Genomic DNA, 18,445 nt, shown 5'->3' on the forward strand with positions numbered 1-18,445 from the left:
CTGTGATTAGCGTGTCATGGCATCCAGCCATTCGTTCATCCATTGGCGGCGGTTATCGCTGACCGTTTTCGGGTCAAAATACAACGCTTCCTCTGGCTGGATCAGCTTGTCGAAAACAGACGGCAATTCATCGCCCAAATCGGTAGCCGGGTACATCACGTTTTTAAGTGGAATGTGCCTTTGAAAATCCGCGCTCAGCATAAAGTCGAGAAATTCACGCCCGAGTTTTTTCTGATCGGATGAATCAACCAAGGCAGCCACTTCAACTTGCAGATAGTGACCCTCTTCGAACTGAGCGGCCTGGTAACGATCTGTTTTATCTACGGCCATGTGGTAAGCCGGGGAGGTGCTGTAGGAAAGAATCATCGGCGCTTCGCCATTCATGAACAGCGAGAAATAGCCGTCGCTCCAGCTTTTGGTTGTGGTGAGAATCTTGCCGTTGAGTTGTGCCCATTTTTCGGCCGCCTGGTCGCCGTATACATGGCGCATCCAGAGCAGCAATCCAAGGCCGGGGGTGCTGGTTCTAGGGTCCTGGATGATGATCTTCAGGTCGTCAGGGGCAGCGATCAGTGCTTCCAGACTTTTTGGTGGATTAGGCAGTTGTTCGGTATCGTAAACGAACGCAAAGTAGCCCCAGTCGTAAGGTACAAACACCGGGTCTTGCCAGTTGATGGGCAGGTTCAGGGCTGAAAGATCGGTTTCGTGGTTTGCCAACAAGCCTGTTTGCCGGGTTGTTTCCATGGTGGCGGTGTCCAGACCCAGCACCACATCGGCCTGAGTGCTTTTGCCCTCAAGGCGCAGGCGTTGGAGAATGTCACCACCGCTGTCCAGTACCACATAGTTGATCTGGCAGTTGCAGGTTTGCTCAAAGGCTTCCTTAACGGCTGGCCCCGGGCCCCATTCTGCGGCGAAAGAGGGGTGGGTATACACAGTAAGGATGGCTGCCTTTTGGGCGTGTGCGGGCGCAAAGGCCAAAGCAAGCAGAAACAGTGCAAACGCTCGGATGAGCATGGTGGTATAACCTCCGCAACAAGTTAAGGGTGGCCATAATTGGCAGCCATGTCGCGGGCCCCACCGAGGGTGGTGAGTGCTCAATCCCTTCGCCGGCATAATCCGGATCAGGTTCCGCGGGTATGGTCTCAGCCCGGCATTTGCCCGGCACCCCGTTGAGTTGAATAAAGTGTACCATGCTGGCGGTTGGCAATGGTAAGAGGCAAGGAGAACGCAGGTGCCAAAGTTTTTACATACAGCAGACTGGCAGATGGGCCGAACCTACAGCCGGTTTGACGCCGAAGATGGCGCGGCATTGGTTGAAGCACGATATGAAGCCATCGAGCGGCTGGCGGCGCTGGCCACTGAACACCAGTGCGCTGCGATATTGGTTGCAGGCGATGTGTTCGATGCCCAAACAGTGTCTGATCGCACCATCAGACGCGTGTTTAATGCCACCAGAGGTTTCGCTGGCCCTTGGGTAATGCTGCCAGGCAACCACGATGCAGCACTTGCCGAGAGTGTGTGGACTCGCGCAAAGCGCCTTGGCGCCATTCCTTCGAACGTTCACCTGGCACTTGAGTCGGGTGTGACATGCTTGCCGGAGCAGGGCATTGCAGTGTTGTCTGCGCCTCTAACCCAGCGACACACCTATGGCGACCTGACCCAGCCATTTGCTGAAATGGGAACCCCTCCCGATTTGCTTCGCATAGGTTTGGCCCACGGCAGCGTTCAAGGCTTGCTGCCGGATGAAATTGATTCCACCAACCCCATCGCCCCCGACAGAACCACCACAGCTAATTTGGATTACCTAGCCTTGGGCGACTGGCACGGCGTTAAGCAAATAAACGAACGAACCTGGTACAGCGGTACGCCGGAACCTGAGCGTTTTCGCAATAACGATGCCGGGTACGTGTTGATTGTTGATATCGAAAACCCCGGTGCCACACCTCAAGTGAGCCGCCATGAAACCGCCCGCTATCAATGGCACCAGTGGCGGGAGACTCTATCTGTGCCCTCCGATCTGAACGAACTGCTGATTCGCATAGGCCAATTGCCCGAGGCTTCGGTTCTGGACCTGAAACTTACCGGCACACTCACACTGGCCGGCGACCAAAAACTGACCGAAGCACTGTCTGTCGCAGAAGCCCGCTACCGCAGTGTTACCTGTGATCGAAGTGGCTTGCAGTTGGAGCCCACCGAAGACGACATTGCCGAGTTGCGTGCAGACGGATACCTCGGGGAAGTGGTTCAAGAACTGAGGGAGAGCCAGCAGACGACTGAAGAAGATGAGGAGGCTGCCGTAGCACGGGACGCGCTCGGCATTCTTGCAGGCCTGCTCAAACCAAAAGACGCGGAGGTGGCCCAATGAAACTCCAGCGTTTACGTGTTGAGCAGTTTCGCCAATTCAGACAAGGCCTGGAGCTGAACAGCCTGCAGCCCGGCATTAACCTGATTCACGGCCCTAATGAATCCGGTAAAAGCACGCTGGTTCGCGCCATTCGCGCCGCCTTCTTTGATCGTTACCGGTCCAAATCCGCTGAGGAACTGGCCCCGTGGGGCGATTCTTCTGCCGCGCCAACAGTTGAACTGATATTTGAGCACGGGGGCAAGCACTGGCAACTGGACAAGCGTTTCCTTAAGCGTCATCGCTGTGATCTGAAGGTAGATGACGAAACCTTCAGCGGCGAAGAAGCCGAAGAAAAGCTGGCCGAGTTGCTGGGCTATCAGTTCCCCAAAAAAGGCGCCAGTAAAGAGGAGCACTGGGGCATCCCGGGATTGCTTTGGGTTGAACAGGGAACCGGGCAAAACATTGAGAACGCGGTATTGCATGCCGGTGGACACCTGAAATCCGCATTGAACAACCTGGTAGGTGAAGTCGCCAGCAGTGGCGGTGATGAAATTATCCAGGCCGTGGAGCAGCAGCGCAAAGAACTACTGACATCAACTGGGAGACCAAGAGGCGACTATCTTGAGCTCGCGAATGCTCGGGAAACACTGCAACAGCAGGTGACGGATCTGAAGTCACGGGTTGAGCAGTACCAGGCTCAAGTGGATAGATTGGGAACTCTGGCCGCTGAACATGAACAAGCCAGTCGCGAACGGCCTTGGGAAGAGGCTCGGCGCGAGATGCAGCTTGCAGAAACAAAATACCGTGAAGTTGAGGCGCTGCAGGAGCAACAAGCTCGGGGAATCGAGTCGCAAAAGCAGATTCAACAAAACCTCTCCTTGCTTCAGCAAAGCCAGACTCACTGGCGCAACCAAAATGAACAACTTGAGTTACGCCATCAGAGCTACCTGAAGGCAAAGCAACAACTGGAGCAGGAAGAGCTCGCCAGCCCCGAGTTGGCTAAGCAGGTTGAGGCAGCTCGCAGTCAGTATCAACTTGCCAATCAAACCGTTCAGCAGGCCCATCTCAGAGATAAACGGGAGCGGCTGGAGAAAGACTGCGCCAGACTGACAGCGGATCTGGCGCAACTGAAACAACGCCAGGAAGAGGCCAAAGGTATTCAGGTTTCGCTGGATTCGGCACGGGGTGTTAAAAAGCTAAACCTCATAGATATCGGGGCATTACGAGAACTAAAGAAGAATCAACGTGAACTTGACGATGCGAATATTCGAATCCAGACCGTAGCCACCCGTGTTACCTGGAACCTGAAGCCAGGTGCATCGCTGGATCTGGATGAGCAGAGTGTTGAGGGGCAGGGTGAGAAGCTTCTGCTGGAGCAAAGCGTGCTCGCGATCCCAGGTATCGGTGACCTTGGCATTCAGCCAGGTGGCGCCGATCTTGCCAGCCTCCGACGACAGCTCGAGCGGTTGGCGCGATCTGTGACGCAGCAGCTCGCAGATCTGGCAGTTGAGTCTGTTGAGGCGGCGGAATTGAAGCTGACGCGACTGCAAGATGCTGAATCACAGATACAGCGCTTTGATGACCTTCTGAGATCCCTGGCGCCCAAAGGCGTCGACCAGCTTGGCTCCGAGAGATCTGCGGTGGAGTCCGAACTGCTCGCCCGTACAACTGAGCTTGAAGCCCTGCCACAAGTTGAGGCGACGGGTGGTGATGCCAAGCCGCTCAGCCAAGCTGAGGCGGAGCTAAAGCAAGCGGAAGTGCGATTGACGGAAGCGGAGACCGGACAGAGGAATCAGGAAGGCCTGCTACATAAAGCCCGCTACGTTAGCGAAACAGCGTTACGGGAATGGCAACGATTGCAGGATGAGCTGAACAGCCCTGAGCGCCAATCACAGATAGAAGGGATAGCTCGCGATATTGCTACTGCCAAAAAGCAGAACGCAGAACTCGCAGCTTCTTTGAAAGACCGTGAAACCTTGATTCGTGAAGCTCGTCCAGAGCTTTTGAAGCAAGACATAACGCGTTACCGCGCTACTGCTGAGCACCAGGAAGCTGCCCAACAGAAGCGGGCCCTGGAACTGAGCGAAATTCGTGCAAGGCTTGAAGCCTGGGGTGCAGAGGGGCTTGAAGAGAAACATAACGAACTGGTTGCCGAGTTGGAGCACGCCAACCGCCGATATCTGGAACTCGATAGACGAGCAAAAGCGTTGGACTTGCTTCTGAACCTGTTAATTGAGAAGCGACAGGCACTCACTCGGCGGTTGCAGGCCCCGCTGCAGAAACATCTCGATCATTACCTGACTGTTCTGTTCCCCGAAGCCAGCCTGGAAGTAGACGAAAACCTGATGCCCGGCAAATTCAGCCGAGGCAGCGAGCTGGGGCAAATGGCCGAGCTTAGCTTTGGTGCCAGAGAACAGATGGGACTGATCAGCCGCCTGGCCTATGCAGACCTGTTGCAGGAAGCAGGGCGACCCACGCTGATCATTCTGGATGATACCCTTGTGCACAGCGACGCAGGGCGCCTGGACGGCATGAAGCGCATCCTGTTTGACGCAGCCACACGCCACCAGATACTGTTGTTTACCTGTCATCCGGAAAAATGGCGGGATCTGGGCGTTGAGCCAAGAGACCTCGAAGCACTGAAGATTCAGAGTGTTTCTGGTTAAAAAACGCTCAAAAACATCCGTTAAAACAAAAACTTAAAAAAAGGTATTGACGAAAGGGCCGTAATCCGTAGAATACGCATCCGTTGTCGGGGCATTGCTTCGATACGCTTGAAGCGGGAATAGCTCAGTTGGTAGAGCGCAACCTTGCCAAGGTTGAGGTCGCGAGTTCGAATCTCGTTTCCCGCTCCAATTTCTTCAAGTCTCTCAATGCCAACCTGAGAGCACAAAGACTCGATTCCTTCGATCTTTTTAGGCGCGGTGGCAGAGTGGTCATGCAGCGGACTGCAACTCCGCGTACGCCGGTTCGATTCCGACCCGCGCCTCCATTATTTCTCCATAGTTTTCAGTTGCTCCACCTTTCAGCCTAGTTGTGCACTACACGAATCTGGCTCGGTTTTACTCGAGTTAACCCTGTGTGTTTATTCACCCGTTCAATAAAGTCCCGCCCCAGATCACAAGTACCACTACGGTAACGGCGATGGCTGCCGATACTTTGTGGCGTTCGAAAATAGCCTGGGCTTTGTTGCCCGCAATGAAAACCAGCAGCCCCAAACCATAGTATCTCAGTGCCCGTGACAAGGCAGACGCTAAAATAAACAAGAAGAAAGAGTAGCTCGTTGCGCCAGCTGCCAGCATGGCGATCTGAAACGGAATCGGAATAACGCCTACGCTCAGGATAAACCAGAACCCGTCCTCCTCCATTCGCATACGCACGTGCTCGAATTGCTCGGGTGTGGAGACCAGCTCTACGAGTTGCTGTCCAACGGCATCAAACACGAAGTAACCAACGAAATAGCCTACCGTCGCGCCGGCCAGGCAGCCGAGCAGGGCAATCGTGCTGAGAATAAATATCTGGCTGCGGCGAGCCTGCATCAGGGGAATGAGGATGGCTTCCAGCGGGATGGGAATGATGATGGATTCGAGAAAGGACGCAATTCCTAGCCCCCAGAACGCGTGGCGTGAGTATACCAGGCGTTTAGTCAGACTTTTAAAGCGGTCCCGTCCCCGGTAAGTATCTGAGCTCGCGTCGTTCATTGCGTCGCCTTTCACTCTTTGTATGGCGCAGGCTTGTTATGTGCCAACGTTCTGTTGCGAGTTTGCTTTGGCTCGATACCAACGCTCAAACTCCTCGCCGGAAATGGGTTTGCAAAATAGGAAGCCTTGGGCCTGTGTACCACGAGCGGCTCGCTGGTTATGGGGCAGCAAGTGCGCAGCGTATTCGAACAGCATCGCGCGATTCGGCAAGCCCGTTAAGGGATCGTGCAATGATGCATGACGTATTTCCTCGTCGACCCGTTTACGCTCGGTGATGTCCCGGAAAAATACCGCAAGCCCGCCATTAATAGCAGGGTAGGCTCTTATTTCCAGCCAGACTTGAGTGCCATTAGGAGTTAAATGGGGCACCTCGGCTGTACTCGACTTTCGGGTTTGCATGACTCGAAGATACAATTCTTCCACTGCAGTGCCTTTGAGTTCTGGCCAGACCTCCCAATGGTTCCTTCCAACGACATCAAAACTACTGAGTTGAGAGATGCGCGACGCTTCTGCGTTAAAATGGGTCGTGATCCAGTCGGCAGATATTGAAGCGAAACCTTCCGTCATGCTGTTCAGAATGTATTCGCTGTAATCGCGCTCGCGTCGAAGCTCCGCCTGGGCACGAGCAGATTCGATAGCGGCCCAGGTGCGGTCCACTACGTCTTCGGCCAACGCAATCTCTTGTGCTGACCAGTGATGGACTTTGGAGTCGTGGAGCCCCAGCAATACTTGCAACGAACCGGCTTTCAAGACCGGCACTGCGAGTACGGCCTTAATGTCCCTGTCCAGATATGCCTGGGCGTAGCCGGCAGATCGGTTGTCCGTGGTTGCGTCACCAAGAACAAAAGGGTTTCCACTCTTAACCTGAGACGCAACCTCGGGTCCAAAATCCTCCAGCCGGATTTCTGCACCAGCCATTGAATCTGCGCCTTCCGTTGTCCAGCCGGGCCGTATAATTACGGCGTCGCCCGCCTTTGTGAAATCGCCGTAAAACACGCGAGTAACGCCCAGAAACCGGCCAAGTAGTTCCGTTGCCGCAGCCGCGATCTCATTCGGATCCACGAGGGTGCGTAACCGGTCGGTCAGTTTCAACCGGAAACTTTTACGTTGTTCGATCGCCTTGAGCCTACGCAAGGTGTCTGCCAGCTCGTTGTTGACTCGCTCGAGTTCCTCCTGAGTCTGCACCTGCTCGGTTACATCGATACCTTCAGCAAAGATCGCGCTGACTTGGTCATCTGCACCAAATACCGGCCGATACACAAAGTTAAGAATGCGTTCTTTAGCTGGCCTATCCGGATCTGCTTGTATTCTGTACCTGGCTCGGTCTGCGGTGTAAGGCTCTCCTGTAGCAAAGACGCGATCCAGAATACGCACAAAGCCTTGCTCCTTCGCATCAGGCAGTGCTTCAGATACAAATCGGCCCAAAATTGGCCGATGGCCCACTACCTGGTCGTGACTCGGGTTGGAAAGTTCAAACCGGTGATTTGGACCGCTCATTAACGCCATAAACGTTGAAGCTTTGTTGAACATCTGGGTCAATTGCTCACACTTTACGTCGAGCATTTGATTGGCGTTGGCGAGGTCCGACACTTCATTACAGGTTACCAGTACCCCGCCCAAACCGTAGGGAGCACTCAGGTCGTCTACCGGGGTGAAATCATAGATCCACTGGATACTCTCTTGCTGACCATGGCGGGTAGTAGGAATCGCACGGTTGATTTGTCTGATTGAGCCTTTGCCGGTGAGGACTTGCTCAAACTCCGAGCCGATCATGTGCCAGATGTCCCTCCATACTTCCCTGGCAGGTTGTGCCAGAGAGCCCGGGTGCTGGCGAGGGCCAAGGGACTGACTGAAAGCATCGTTGTAGATGCAGATGCCATGCTCACCCCACAACACCGCCATCGGCTGTGTTGAACTGAGCACCAGGCTCACAACAGTACGCAAGGATTGTGACCACTCATGGGGCCAGCCGCACACGCTCTCCGTCCAATTATGATCGCGTATTAAACGACCCATCTCGCCCCCGCCTGCGAGAAAATCCCGCGACGGCGTTGCCGTTTTGCATTCTTGGTCTGATCTCATCCGATTTGAGTCTCCCGAAAGAATCTAAAATCCATGTTATCGTTTTTGCCAAGTCTAAGTGTAGGTTTGAGCTACTGGTGTTACCAATGAATAATCCGGCATTCACGAATTCACGGGCGCAAAGTCGAGCAAGCTTTCTATCACTATTCTTTGGAAAGTACTTCAAGGAGGCGTGCGCAGAATGCGTCCAGATCCTGTGGGTTGCGGCTGGTAATCAGCCCGTTATCATTGCACACTTTTTCATCGACCCACGCCGCGCCGGCATTTTGGATGTCGGTTTTCAAACTCGGGAATGAGGTTAGAGTCCTTCCTTTGATTACATCTGCTTCGATGAGCAGCCAAGGCGCATGGCAAATTGCGGCAACCGGTTTGTGGCTGTTGAAAAAGTGCTTTACGAAAGAAATAGCGTCATTGTCCAGTCGCAGAGCGTCTGGATTGGCAACACCACCAGGTAACACCAGTGCATCGTAGTCATTGGCGGTCACTTCACTTACTACTTTATCTACGGAAAAACTGTGAGCTCTGTCGAGGTGGTGAAACGCATCGATCTCCCCCTGTTTTAAAGATACCAAGTGTAGAGAGGCTCCGGCACCTTGCAGGTCTTTCCAGGGGCGGGTCAGTTCGCTTTGCTCAACACCGTGAGTAGCGAGAAAGGCCACTATCTTACCATTCAGTGGTGCGTCCATAGTCGGGTGCTCCTTTAATGCTGAATGAAATAAATTTTTATAACATCTTAGTATTCGTTGTTAGAAGCCGCCAACGCGTAGGCAAATCAGAGTAGGGCGTTGCTCAACGCACTGATGAGAAATGAGGGCAACGTTGGCGGGCATGTTTTCAAATCGATAATGTCCCATCATTCTGACTGGTGGCGTCAATCAGAATGATGGCTGTGTTTGGGAAGCTACAACTTGTTGACGGCACCTTCCCGGGGCCAATAACGTAGGTTTCGACACTTCATGACAAATTGAGTTGTGGAATCGTCCAGATCATTGGCACTCAATAGTAGGAAACCTTCGTCAAGCGGCTGCTCGATGCCCGCAGAGTCCAGAAGCTCTTTGGCCGCTTCATTAAAGCCAATAAATTTACAGTGAGCGAAGGCGTCATTGATAAAGTCCCGTACCGGACTGTGTTTAGCCAACCGCTCTAGTTCCTGCGTTCCTGGCAGCAGTGCAACTGCATCGAATAGCACAGATGGACCGCCATCAATCTTTTCATTTGCCGGAATCTTGCGACCACCGCTATCAACTACACCGCTAATGTGAGGCGCAATCACAGCGACAACAGCGCCTTCTCTCTCCGCTGCAGCTTTAAGGGCATCGAAGGTTTTTGCGTCGGTGCCTTCGCTGACAAAAACGCCCAGCTTGCGACCGCAGAAGCTGTCCGGGCCGTTCTTTAAAATGCTCAGTGCGTCTGAAGGTGGTAAGTCTTTTCTGGGTTTTGAGGCCGGCGTTGGCGCTTCTGGCAGCGGATCGATGCCAAGCCCGTCCGCCACAGTTTTCGCCAGATTATCGTCGACATTCCTCAGGTGCGCGACCATGCGCAGCCGGATATCCTCGCGCTCGACCTTGCTAAGTTCAAACACGAAGGCATCGGCTATATGACCTTGCTCTGTTTCCGTCTGGCTGATGTAAAACTGCCAGGCCTGGCTGTAATGGTCTGCAAAGCTGGGTGAGCGTTCGCGAACTTTCGTGCCCTCTTCAGTTTCGGCATAGCTGTGGAATCCTTCGCTTGGGTTTTCCCGCGGCCCCGGGTTGTCTTCCCAGCTGTTGGGTTCGTAATTGGCGCGCCCGCTGGGGTTGGTCATTGCCATGTGACCGTCTTGCTGGAAATGATGCATGGGACACTTTGGCGCGTTGATGGGTATGTGGGTGAAATTGGGCCCGCCCAGACGTTTGGTTTGCGTATCCAGATAAGAAAAGTTTCGGCCTTGGAGCAGCGGGTCGTTTGAATGATCGATACCGCGGACGATGTTTTGAGTGCAAAATGCGACCTGTTCGGTCTCAGCAAAAAAGTTATCGACCACGCGGTTCAGCACCATTTTGCCTAACGGCGTAATGGGCACCTGCTCCTCGGGAATCAGTTTGGTGGCGTCCAGAATGTCGAATTCGAATTGTTCGGCAAAAGCCTCATCAAACACTTGCACGCCCAATTCCCATTCCGGGTAGTCGCCGCGCTGGATGGCGTCCCACATATCTCGACGGTGAAAGTCCGGGTCTGCGCCGTTTATTTTCAAGGCTTCGTTCCAAACAACCGATTGCATGCCGTGTTTGGGCTTCCAATGGAATTTCACAAATTGTGACTCTCCTTTGGTATTCACAAAGCGGAAGCTGTGCACACCAAAACCTTCCATAAAACGGGGCGAGCGAGGGATAGCGCGGTCGGACATCGCCCACATCACCGTGTGGATACTTTCAGGCATTAGTCCGACAAAATCCCAAAAATTATCGTGTGCAGACTGTGCCTGAGGGAAGCCTCGATCGGGTGCTTCTTTTACAGCGTGCACCAGGTCAGGAAACTTTATGGCGTCCTGAATAAAGAACACCGGCATATTATTTCCCACCAAGTCCCAGTTGCCCTGCCGGGTGTAAAATTTAGTGGCGAACCCTCGCACATCGCGGGGTAGATCTGCTGACCCTTTGTTACCAGCGACCGTTGAGAAGCGTACAAAAACGGGTGTCTGTTCTCCGGGTCGCTGGAATAGATCGGCAGCAGTCAATTCTGACTGATTGTTGTAGTTCTCGAAGTAGCCGTGGAAGCCCAGCCCCCGAGCATGGACAACGCGCTCCGGAATTCGCTCGTGGTCGAAATGGAAGATCTTTTCGCGCATTACGTGATCTTCCAATAGTCCTGGCCCTCGCGCTCCTGCACGCAGTGAGTTTTGATCATCGGCGACGGGAGCGCCTTGCTGGGTGGTCATTGTTGCATGTGTGGTATCTGCGTGCTGATGTAGCTCGCCGCCTTTGCCTTTGGCGTGCGATGATGGTTTCTTAGGGGCAGACATTCGCAGGCTCCTCTATATATTGTGCAGTGCTTTCAATTAAGACTTTACGTCAGCAATCAATTGCGGGTTACTCAGAGGAGTTTAGTTCCTAGTTGAAGGTTTGGTAGATCATGTGAACAATATTTAAGGCGGTGGACATGTTTCCCTTGGAGCTTGACTTACCCTGTGCGGGTTACTAATAAACACTTACAGGCGTGATACCGATTTGGAATCAACTCTAAAGGGAGGGCGTTATGCCTTATTCAAGAAATTCAGAGCTACCAGAAAATGTTATAAACAGTTTGCCAATTCATGCCCAGGAGATCTATCGGAGTGCCTTTAATTCAGCTTGGGAGGAGTATAAAGATCCTGACGATAGACGCGGGAACGCAGGGCGCGAAGAAACAGCGCACAAAGTAGCGTGGGCTGCTGTTAAGCAGAGTTATCATAAAGAAGCGGATAAGTGGGTTAAAAATTAAATATTACATATATAATTCGTGTCGATTAAGTTTCAGTTATTAAAGCGTGGATTTATTGAATGAGTTGAGAGGCGCAGGTACTACTGTTAGGTGAATGTTAAAACTATAGACAGGAGGTATCAACATGGTGAAGAATGCAGATCCTTTCCCGTCCCGATTAACACACGCAAAGAAACCTTTCTTACGATGTGATCCTGTCGTTCATTCGCGCAATCAACATCGCTGGGAAGGACCTCTCGATGAAGTATCGCTGTCCCGCTATGAGCGAGATGGGTATCTCTGGTTCGAAGGGTTTTTCAACCAGGAGCGTATGATGCCCTTCTTCGATGAGCTCACGGAGATGGCAAACGATAAAAAGCTCAAAAATTCGGATCAGATTATCCATGATCCTAACACGGACGATATTCGCTCCGTTTTTGCAATGCATGAACTGTCAGATCATTTTAGCCGCCTGACCCGCGACCCGCGGATATTAGGGATGGTGCGTCAGCTATTAGGAAGTGAGGTGTATATTCACCAATCTCGAATCAATGACAAGTATGGGTTCGAAGGTAGTGGATTTGACTGGCACTCCGATTTTGAAACCTGGCATGCGGAGGATGGTATGCCGCGCATGCGAGCGGTAAGTGCCTCCCTTATGCTCACCGATAATAATGAGTTCAACGGCCCGCTGATGCTGGTTCCCGGCTCGCATCATTATTTTGTGCCCTGTGTTGGCGAAACGCCCGACCTTAATTGGAAGGACTCGCTCAAAGCACAACGGTTAGGCACTCCGGATCGCGATAGTCTGGCTTGGCTGGCGGAGCGAGGTGGTATCGAGGCACCGAAAGGGCCGGCCGGATCGCTACTTTTGTTCGAGTGCAATACGCTGCACGCATCCAATAAAAATATGTCACCTTGGCCACGTTCAAATCTTTTTTTCGTTTACAACAGCGTTGAGAACACACTCCGTGAGCCCTATGCAGCAAAGCAAGCACGACCGGAATTTCTCGCTGCCAGAAAAAACTGCGCCCCTCTGTCGATGCATGACGATTTTCCGGAACTCGCCCAACAAGGCGTGCCACCTCTAGCAGACCGAAGAAACGCAAGATAGCTGACGCTATTCAACGTGAAATAACGAATGGGACCTACGGGGACTATATGGGATGGATGTTATCCGGAGCGCTCGTTCTCAGTTTTGTGATGGTTGATGTGGTGTGGACGACATTGACGACACAAGGCAGTGGTCCGTTGACGACGTGGATAACCGATGGATCAAGAAGGTTATCCAACGGATTACATCGGCTCTCCGGCGGAAGGGCAGTTATGCTGCCCATGGGCCCCCTAACAATTGTTACCGTCGGTGTTCTATGGCTCGCCGCCCTGTGGCTTGGCTGGTTTCTTCTGTTCAGCGCGTTCCCGAGTGAATTGGTGTCGGGGCAAACGGGGCGCGCTGCTGACACCGTCGAACGTATTTACTATGTAGGGTTTACGCTGTCTACTCTCGGGGTTGGCGACTATAAACCCACGTCTGATATTACCCGTTTATTTACCGTATTCGCATCGTTTAATGGCTTGGTCATAGTGACCCTTGCCATAACCTATGCGCTCCCACTCGTCCAGGGCGCTGTGCATCGCCGCAAGCTTGCTTTCACAATTTCACTGTTGGGCAAAACCCCTCTGGATATTGTAAAAAGAGCCACCGATGCAGATAACAGGCAGAGTTTTGAAAGTACCCTCCAGACTGTGGCAAATGACCTGATTCAGTCATCGGAACAGCGGCTCGCCTATCCGGTTCTGGATCTGTTTTATTGCAGACATCGCCGTTACTCACTGGGTCTCCAGGTTGCTAAGCTTGATGAGGCTTTGAGTCTCCTAGCATTCGGGTTGAAGCCAGGCGCGCGGTTGCAATTAAACGCTATTTCCGACTTGCAAGAGGTGATCAAACAGTATCTCTACCGAGTGGAGAGTAGGGTATGCAAATTGGACTCGGAGACGCCTCCGGTGGAGCCTTCTCCTAAGTACTGTGATGGCTGTCAGTTGCCACTTTTGAACACCAAAGAATTGGAAGAGAATTTCAAGTGCATGCGCAATCGGCGTATGCATTTGCTTCAATTGGTACATAGTGAGAGGTGGAATTGGAATGATGTTGAAGGTAGGGCGCTAGACGATAAAATGCGCTGACTAAACTGTTGCTGGGCCCCGCCGAGACTATGAAGACTTTGACTTCGACGTAGGTTTAACTATGTTTAACAAACCTGGGGCTCAACTTTAGTGTTCGCCCGAGGAAAAGAAAGGACGGTGTATTAAACAATGCGGTTATTGACGTTCCGAGAGGAGGTTAAGCCATGGGCCTTGAGAGCACCGATCATCACTTGCTTGCGAAAGATTTTTTACGACTTTCGCTGGACGAACTAAAAGCCAAATATCCGGAGGATGAGGAAGTTCAGGGTGCCCTTGCTCAAATCACACTGATTCGGAAGCGGTTTCACATTGGTGACGGGTCTTCAATGGCTCACGACATGATTGAAGTTGCCATAAGGAAACGGATTGCGTTGAACCTGGCGCAGGGGCTTCCCATCCTGGTGCCGAATATTGACGAATATTGCCGTGAACTCTCTGCACATAGGTAGACAAGTACTCTATTCAAAAAGTATGGAGATAAATTCCTGACTGCCGAGATAGACGTTGAGTTAATCTCAGACTCAGGCCACCACCCGGCAGCCTGACTCGATTCACTTATGGTTGAGGCTGGCTGTTGTCAGCCGGCTCACTCTGAGTTTGCGCAGCTTTTATACGCGCAAGTACTTTCGCACCGTCGCTCGCGCCGTTGTCGATGCCGGCGGCCTTCAAACGGGCATCCAGGTCACCGTTCTGTTGTTCCTCATCCAGCTCGGTCAAAGCAGCTTCGACGTCTTCGGCTTCGGTTTGCCGGGCACGAATCCGATCGGCTGATACGTTCAGGTCTTCCATGTGGCTGTGTAATCCCGTTGCGTGGCCCCGAAGCTGGCGGGTGACCTGTTCGGCGTGTCGGTTGGCTTTCGCCAGACGCATTTCACTGTAGAAGCGTTTCAGCGCACGGCCGGAATCCCTTAGCTGGCGGCGCAGCTCGCTTTCCTGTTGCTGCAGCTTTGCGTGCTGTTGCTGCTGACGCTGGAGTACAGTTTCATCCTCTGCAATCAGGTTGGCCAACTCCAGAGCCAGGGTATCTTCGTTTTGCTCTAATGCCTGGCCGGCTTGTAGCTCCCGTTTGTGAATAGCAGCTTGCAGGCCGGTGTTGTCGCGCTCCAGTCGAGTTTTCTCAGCCATCAGGTGCGCCAGCTCGCGCTTTGATCGCGCGATGGCTTGCTCCGCGTCCCGCAGTTCCTGCTCAAAGATTCGAATGTCGTTAGCGTCCACCAGCTTTGCAACCGGTTCGTGGGCCGATGCTCTGAATAGCGTGTTCAGTTTGCGCCAGATGCTCATGGTGTTACTCCCCGTATTCTTTCAGCAGTTGATGGGTTCGAGCCTCGGAAATGCGGTTCGCAATTCGGTGTTGCTCATGTTCATCACGCAGCGTTTTAGACAATGTGATGGTGGTGCTGACGAGAAACAGAGCGCTGATCGCCATGTAGCCTTTTATCACGATATCAACGGGTGCAAGCACCACGCCCGCGGCGGCGGCAAACAGCGCAATCGCGAATGAAACCTTCACAAAAAATACCCAGGAGTTTGAGTTGCTCTTCAGTTCGCTATCCATGATGTTTTCCTCATTGGCTTTGTTGTTGGGACAGCCGAACTGTGCGCTATCGCTGAATACGCCGCGAGTGATTCCCCAAAGGTATTGGTGGTGTATAACTCAAGTATTGAATGATGATACTTTTAGGGATAGGAACTCAATTGGAGGAGAAACCATGGCGCAAACCAGTGCCATTGTCGGTGAGCTTAAACGACAGCTACGGTCTCATGGCCTGACCTATCAGGACGTTGCTGATACTCTGGATCTCTCAGAGGCGAGTGTTAAGCGCTTGTTTTCCGAGAAGCAGTTTTCGCTCAAGCGTCTCGACCAGATTTGCGCGCTGATGGGGATGGAGATCAGTGATGTTGTGCGCAAGCTGTCGCCAGAGCTTGAAGTCGAGCAACTGAGTCTGGAACAAGAGCAGGAACTGGTGTCGGATGTGCGACTGTTACTGGTGGCAGTCTGCGCCATGAACCGGTGGCAGTTCCAGGAGATCCATCAGGTTTACGATGTATCTGAAACCGATTTGATTGGCTATCTCGCCAAGCTGGATCGTATGGGGGTACTGGAGTTGCTACCCGGTAACCGATTCAAGTTGTTGCTCAGTCATGATTTCGCCTGGCAGCCGGGCGGGCCTATACAGCGCTTTTTCGAGGCTGAAGTGCAGCAGGATTTTCTGAAATGCCGGTTTAATCAGCCTGGTGAATTGCGACTGTTTGTGAGTGGCATGCTGTCTGCTCAGTCCAACGAGCTGGTTCAGCAGAAACTCAAGCGTTTGGCTCTGGAGTTTAGGCACTGCCATGAGGAAGATCTTGCGCTGCCCTTGGAGCATCGTTTCGGGGTGAGCCTGTTGATGGCCATGCGCCCATGGGAGATTGAGTCTTTTGACAGTTTCCGACGCTCCGAGGCGCGTAAGGACTATCCCGCTTTCGCCCGTTCCCGATACAAGGCCGCACCCAGGGCAGAAAAATAGTCTTGAAATGCGTCGTTGATACGCTGGCGATGCACGTCATTTGGATAAAGGCCTGCACTAGCTTCATCGGAGTACACAGTACCCCGCACCAGGAAAGAGTTGTTGGGTGTGCTGTCTTCGATGAACGCCTCAAACGCCCGGGCGCAAAGCTCTTCTGGTTTTGCGTAGTACAGCACCCTTAGTTGTTTGTCGGCTTCCTTGGATGCCTGAAACAGGGAGCTAGGTGCTGTTCCGTCTTCAGTCAGCAGAATTGTTTTAAAGCAGGTGCTGAGCAGGCTGTTTAGAGGGTGTTTTTTCTGCTTGGCGCTACCGAGCCAGCCGCTGGAGGCAAACGCAAGCTTACCTAAACCGTGAAAGGCTCTATTCCCCATGTAATGATCAAACGCATGGAACCACTCATGCGCAAGGCTGCCGGCGCCGGCGTTCTTTGCGAGTGCCATTTGACGGGTTGCTGGAATGTAGTGAGCGGATACCCCGGGCCGACCACCAATGCCGTATTGCATGCCAAGAGATCCACGAAGGGATATCAGGCTCTCGGGCCCCTGCAGAATTGCCATAAGATCACACAGAGCCCGGTAAAACCGATCAGCAGCTCGATCCCGCTCTGAAGGCGTCACCCAGCGACCGACCTCTATGCTTCGGAAATCGAACTGGCGTCGAACCGTAACAAAAGAGATGGGGTGGGACATCGTCATAGGTTTCCTCCACGCTTGAGCGAGCGACTTATGGTCGCCAAGAACTGTGACGGGCATATTACACCTAATTACTGTTTTTATATACAGTGGTCTGCTTTGATTTCTCCGTTGGGTCAATTCTGAAAATGAAAATTCCTGTAAATTTCAGAGAGAGTGGGCGTAATGATCGAAAACCTTAAAACCGATCTATATAGTGCATGTCCCCGCCATCCCGTTCGAGGTCAGTTAAGGCAGGTTGAAAGAAGCAAGTTTATAAAAAACAACCAGTTAAATAACAAACTTTTACAGAGTCTCCCTTTTTCCTCGAGTTAATCTGGCGCATGATCGTGCTCATAATTAGCCATATGAATCATGCGGCATCGGATCCCGGAGGCCACAGTTAGCATCCTGGCTGAAATATAACCTTCAAGTGAAAACACAAGCAAAGAGGAGTGGATGAGTGAGAACGTTTTTTTTACTTTCAATGTGTTTGTTGCTGGCTGGTTGCGCGAGCACAAAATCAATTTTGGGGGTTCACCCGGGCGTTGTTGAAAATGAGGATGGAGCAACAAAAATATATGACTTGGAGAATATCGCTTTCCTGGCTCACAGCGATTCTTTTTGGCATCAGCTTTATTTGATTAAAGACGGCGACTCAGAATTTCGGCCCGATATTTTGGCCGATGTTTTTATTGACGTATCAGTTGATGAAAAGCGATGGGTAAATATCAATGAATTTGAAGGAATAGCAGTAAGAAGCGCTATAATTGAAGATCTTAAAGAAAAACGTAAATCCCGGGAGTCATTGTTAGATAATGCCGTATTCGTTATCGAGGGATTCGCAGAGTTCAGTGATTACGATTTCGAAAGCGAGAGTTATAGCCTTGAAGAAGTTCGAGTGCCAAACACCGATGCGCTTACTTATTCAACCTACCGTGATAATGATGGGTCCCTGCGTCGGTATAGAACGTTTTTCCAGGGCGCGTCGACGCCACCCATAATTGAACCGGTAAGGGATATGGTTCTCTTGAACCATACGACCTATCGGTCTTCTGACAGGTTTCTTTCAAAGCTATCAGTAAATGCCTCCGGGGTTGCCTATAAATTTCCACCGAATGAAGCCGAGCAGTTAAAGAGCTTTTTCTCCGATGATGGCCTTAAGGTTAGTATCGTTTCTGAGCTTGTTAGTTATTCCGATTACGCGATTCAGAAGAAAGACTATGTAGTGTTTGAGCATAATGTGCTTTGCTATATATTTCACAACGATCAGCGTTTGCAAACGAAATACTACGAGAACAGCGATATAAATAACCGCAGTAGAGAAATCTGCAAGAAGGAAGTTGACAGGCTGCTCAGTGGCGAGCCGCTTGAGGAAGCGAACATCCGTCCTTCGTTTTCTGTGTTCCCCGAAGGGGCAATCACCGATCGGGGGGAGCGTGTGCGCTCTAATCTTGATAAATACTTTTGAGGCGACCAGCTCTTTAGGTTGCCCGGTAACCCCCCCCCACTAAAAATGGG

At 52.1% G+C, this 18,445-nt stretch carries 16 protein-coding genes, 2 tRNA genes and 1 riboswitch; of the genes, 10 read left to right on the forward strand and 8 right to left on the reverse strand.

All coding sequences use genetic code 11. From position 1 onward, the window contains the following. Positions 1–6 precede the first annotated feature (6 nt). Positions 7–1,011, reverse strand: coding sequence for a thiamine ABC transporter substrate binding subunit (gene thiB, locus RG807_RS08000; protein WP_200371280.1), 1,005 nt, complete (start codon positions 1,009–1,011; stop codon positions 7–9). A 67-nt stretch (positions 1,012–1,078) separates the two neighbouring features. Further along, positions 1,079–1,176: riboswitch (TPP riboswitch) on the reverse strand. A gap of 52 nt (positions 1,177–1,228) precedes the next feature. Here thiB and RG807_RS08005 point away from each other — a divergent pair. The 4 genes from RG807_RS08005 to RG807_RS08020 all read left to right on the forward strand — a co-directional run bounded on the left by RG807_RS08005 (position 1,229) and on the right by RG807_RS08020 (position 5,333). Beyond that, positions 1,229–2,362 carry a metallophosphoesterase family protein gene (locus tag RG807_RS08005; RefSeq protein WP_309044421.1) on the forward strand — a complete coding sequence of 378 codons (1,134 nt, stop codon included), beginning with the start codon at positions 1,229–1,231 and terminating at the stop codon, positions 2,360–2,362. After that, the gene (locus tag RG807_RS08010; protein ID WP_309044422.1) at positions 2,359–5,007 is read left to right on the forward strand and encodes an AAA family ATPase; all 2,649 of its coding nucleotides are present in this window, start codon (positions 2,359–2,361) and stop codon (positions 5,005–5,007) included. The genes RG807_RS08005 and RG807_RS08010 overlap by 4 nt, the downstream gene beginning before the upstream one ends. A gap of 113 nt (positions 5,008–5,120) precedes the next feature. Next, positions 5,121–5,196: transfer RNA gene (locus RG807_RS08015), tRNA-Gly, on the forward strand. A gap of 63 nt (positions 5,197–5,259) precedes the next feature. Next, positions 5,260–5,333, forward strand: a tRNA-Cys gene (locus RG807_RS08020). Positions 5,334–5,430: 97 nt separating this feature from the next. On the opposite strand, the gene RG807_RS08025 is transcribed toward RG807_RS08020, so the two are convergent. From RG807_RS08025 to RG807_RS08040, 4 genes are all read right to left on the reverse strand, one after another. Next, the gene (locus tag RG807_RS08025) at positions 5,431–6,042 is read right to left on the reverse strand and encodes a YqaA family protein (RefSeq protein WP_309044423.1); all 612 of its coding nucleotides are present in this window, start codon (positions 6,040–6,042) and stop codon (positions 5,431–5,433) included. A gap of 36 nt (positions 6,043–6,078) precedes the next feature. Next, complete coding sequence (locus RG807_RS08030; protein WP_309044424.1) at positions 6,079–8,124, reverse strand: PAS domain-containing protein; 2,046 nt, start codon at positions 8,122–8,124, stop codon at positions 6,079–6,081. Positions 8,125–8,267: 143 nt separating this feature from the next. After that, positions 8,268–8,810 (reverse strand): type 1 glutamine amidotransferase domain-containing protein, encoded by a 543-nt coding sequence (locus RG807_RS08035; protein ID WP_309044425.1) that lies wholly within the window; start codon positions 8,808–8,810, stop codon positions 8,268–8,270. Between the two features lie 215 nt (positions 8,811–9,025). Beyond that, a complete protein-coding gene (locus tag RG807_RS08040) occupies positions 9,026–11,125 on the reverse strand; it encodes a catalase (RefSeq protein WP_309044426.1) in 2,100 nt (699 codons plus the stop codon). 233 nt (positions 11,126–11,358) lie between these two features. Between RG807_RS08040 and RG807_RS08045 the strand changes: the two genes are divergently transcribed. From RG807_RS08045 to RG807_RS08060, 4 genes are all read left to right on the forward strand, one after another. After that, positions 11,359–11,583: a ChaB family protein gene (locus RG807_RS08045; RefSeq protein ID WP_309044427.1), complete on the forward strand. Its 225-nt coding sequence runs from the start codon at positions 11,359–11,361 to the stop codon at positions 11,581–11,583. Positions 11,584–11,707: 124 nt separating this feature from the next. Next, entirely contained in the window at positions 11,708–12,676 is a 969-nt protein-coding gene (thpD, locus tag RG807_RS08050) for an ectoine hydroxylase (RefSeq protein WP_309044428.1), read from the forward strand. A gap of 47 nt (positions 12,677–12,723) precedes the next feature. Beyond that, positions 12,724–13,746, forward strand: a complete 1,023-nt coding sequence (locus RG807_RS08055; RefSeq protein WP_309044429.1) for a potassium channel family protein — start codon at positions 12,724–12,726, stop codon at positions 13,744–13,746. 164 nt (positions 13,747–13,910) lie between these two features. Further along, entirely contained in the window at positions 13,911–14,195 is a 285-nt protein-coding gene (locus tag RG807_RS08060) for a hypothetical protein (protein ID WP_298447015.1), read from the forward strand. A 106-nt stretch (positions 14,196–14,301) separates the two neighbouring features. Here the strand turns inward: RG807_RS08060 and RG807_RS08065 are convergent, their stop codons facing one another. Together RG807_RS08065 and RG807_RS08070 are read right to left on the reverse strand one after the other, a co-directional pair. Continuing rightward, positions 14,302–15,027: a PspA/IM30 family protein gene (locus RG807_RS08065; RefSeq protein WP_309044430.1), complete on the reverse strand. Its 726-nt coding sequence runs from the start codon at positions 15,025–15,027 to the stop codon at positions 14,302–14,304. A gap of 4 nt (positions 15,028–15,031) precedes the next feature. Then, positions 15,032–15,301: a YiaA/YiaB family inner membrane protein gene (locus tag RG807_RS08070; protein ID WP_200204705.1), complete on the reverse strand. Its 270-nt coding sequence runs from the start codon at positions 15,299–15,301 to the stop codon at positions 15,032–15,034. A 154-nt stretch (positions 15,302–15,455) separates the two neighbouring features. Between RG807_RS08070 and RG807_RS08075 the strand changes: the two genes are divergently transcribed. Next, positions 15,456–16,253, forward strand: a complete 798-nt coding sequence (locus tag RG807_RS08075; RefSeq protein ID WP_309044431.1) for a helix-turn-helix domain-containing protein — start codon at positions 15,456–15,458, stop codon at positions 16,251–16,253. On the opposite strand, the gene RG807_RS08080 is transcribed toward RG807_RS08075, so the two are convergent. Beyond that, positions 16,199–16,948, reverse strand: coding sequence for a CLCA_X family protein (locus RG807_RS08080; protein ID WP_309044432.1), 750 nt, complete (start codon positions 16,946–16,948; stop codon positions 16,199–16,201). The genes RG807_RS08075 and RG807_RS08080 overlap by 55 nt on opposite strands. A gap of 439 nt (positions 16,949–17,387) precedes the next feature. Between RG807_RS08080 and RG807_RS08085 the strand changes: the two genes are divergently transcribed. Beyond that, entirely contained in the window at positions 17,388–18,395 is a 1,008-nt protein-coding gene (locus tag RG807_RS08085; RefSeq protein ID WP_309044433.1) for a hypothetical protein, read from the forward strand. Positions 18,396–18,445 lie beyond the last annotated feature (50 nt).

Origin of the sequence: Marinobacter sediminicola (assembly GCF_031157525.1) — a bacterium.
Taxonomy (GTDB): Bacteria; Pseudomonadota; Gammaproteobacteria; order Pseudomonadales; family Oleiphilaceae; genus Marinobacter; species Marinobacter sediminicola.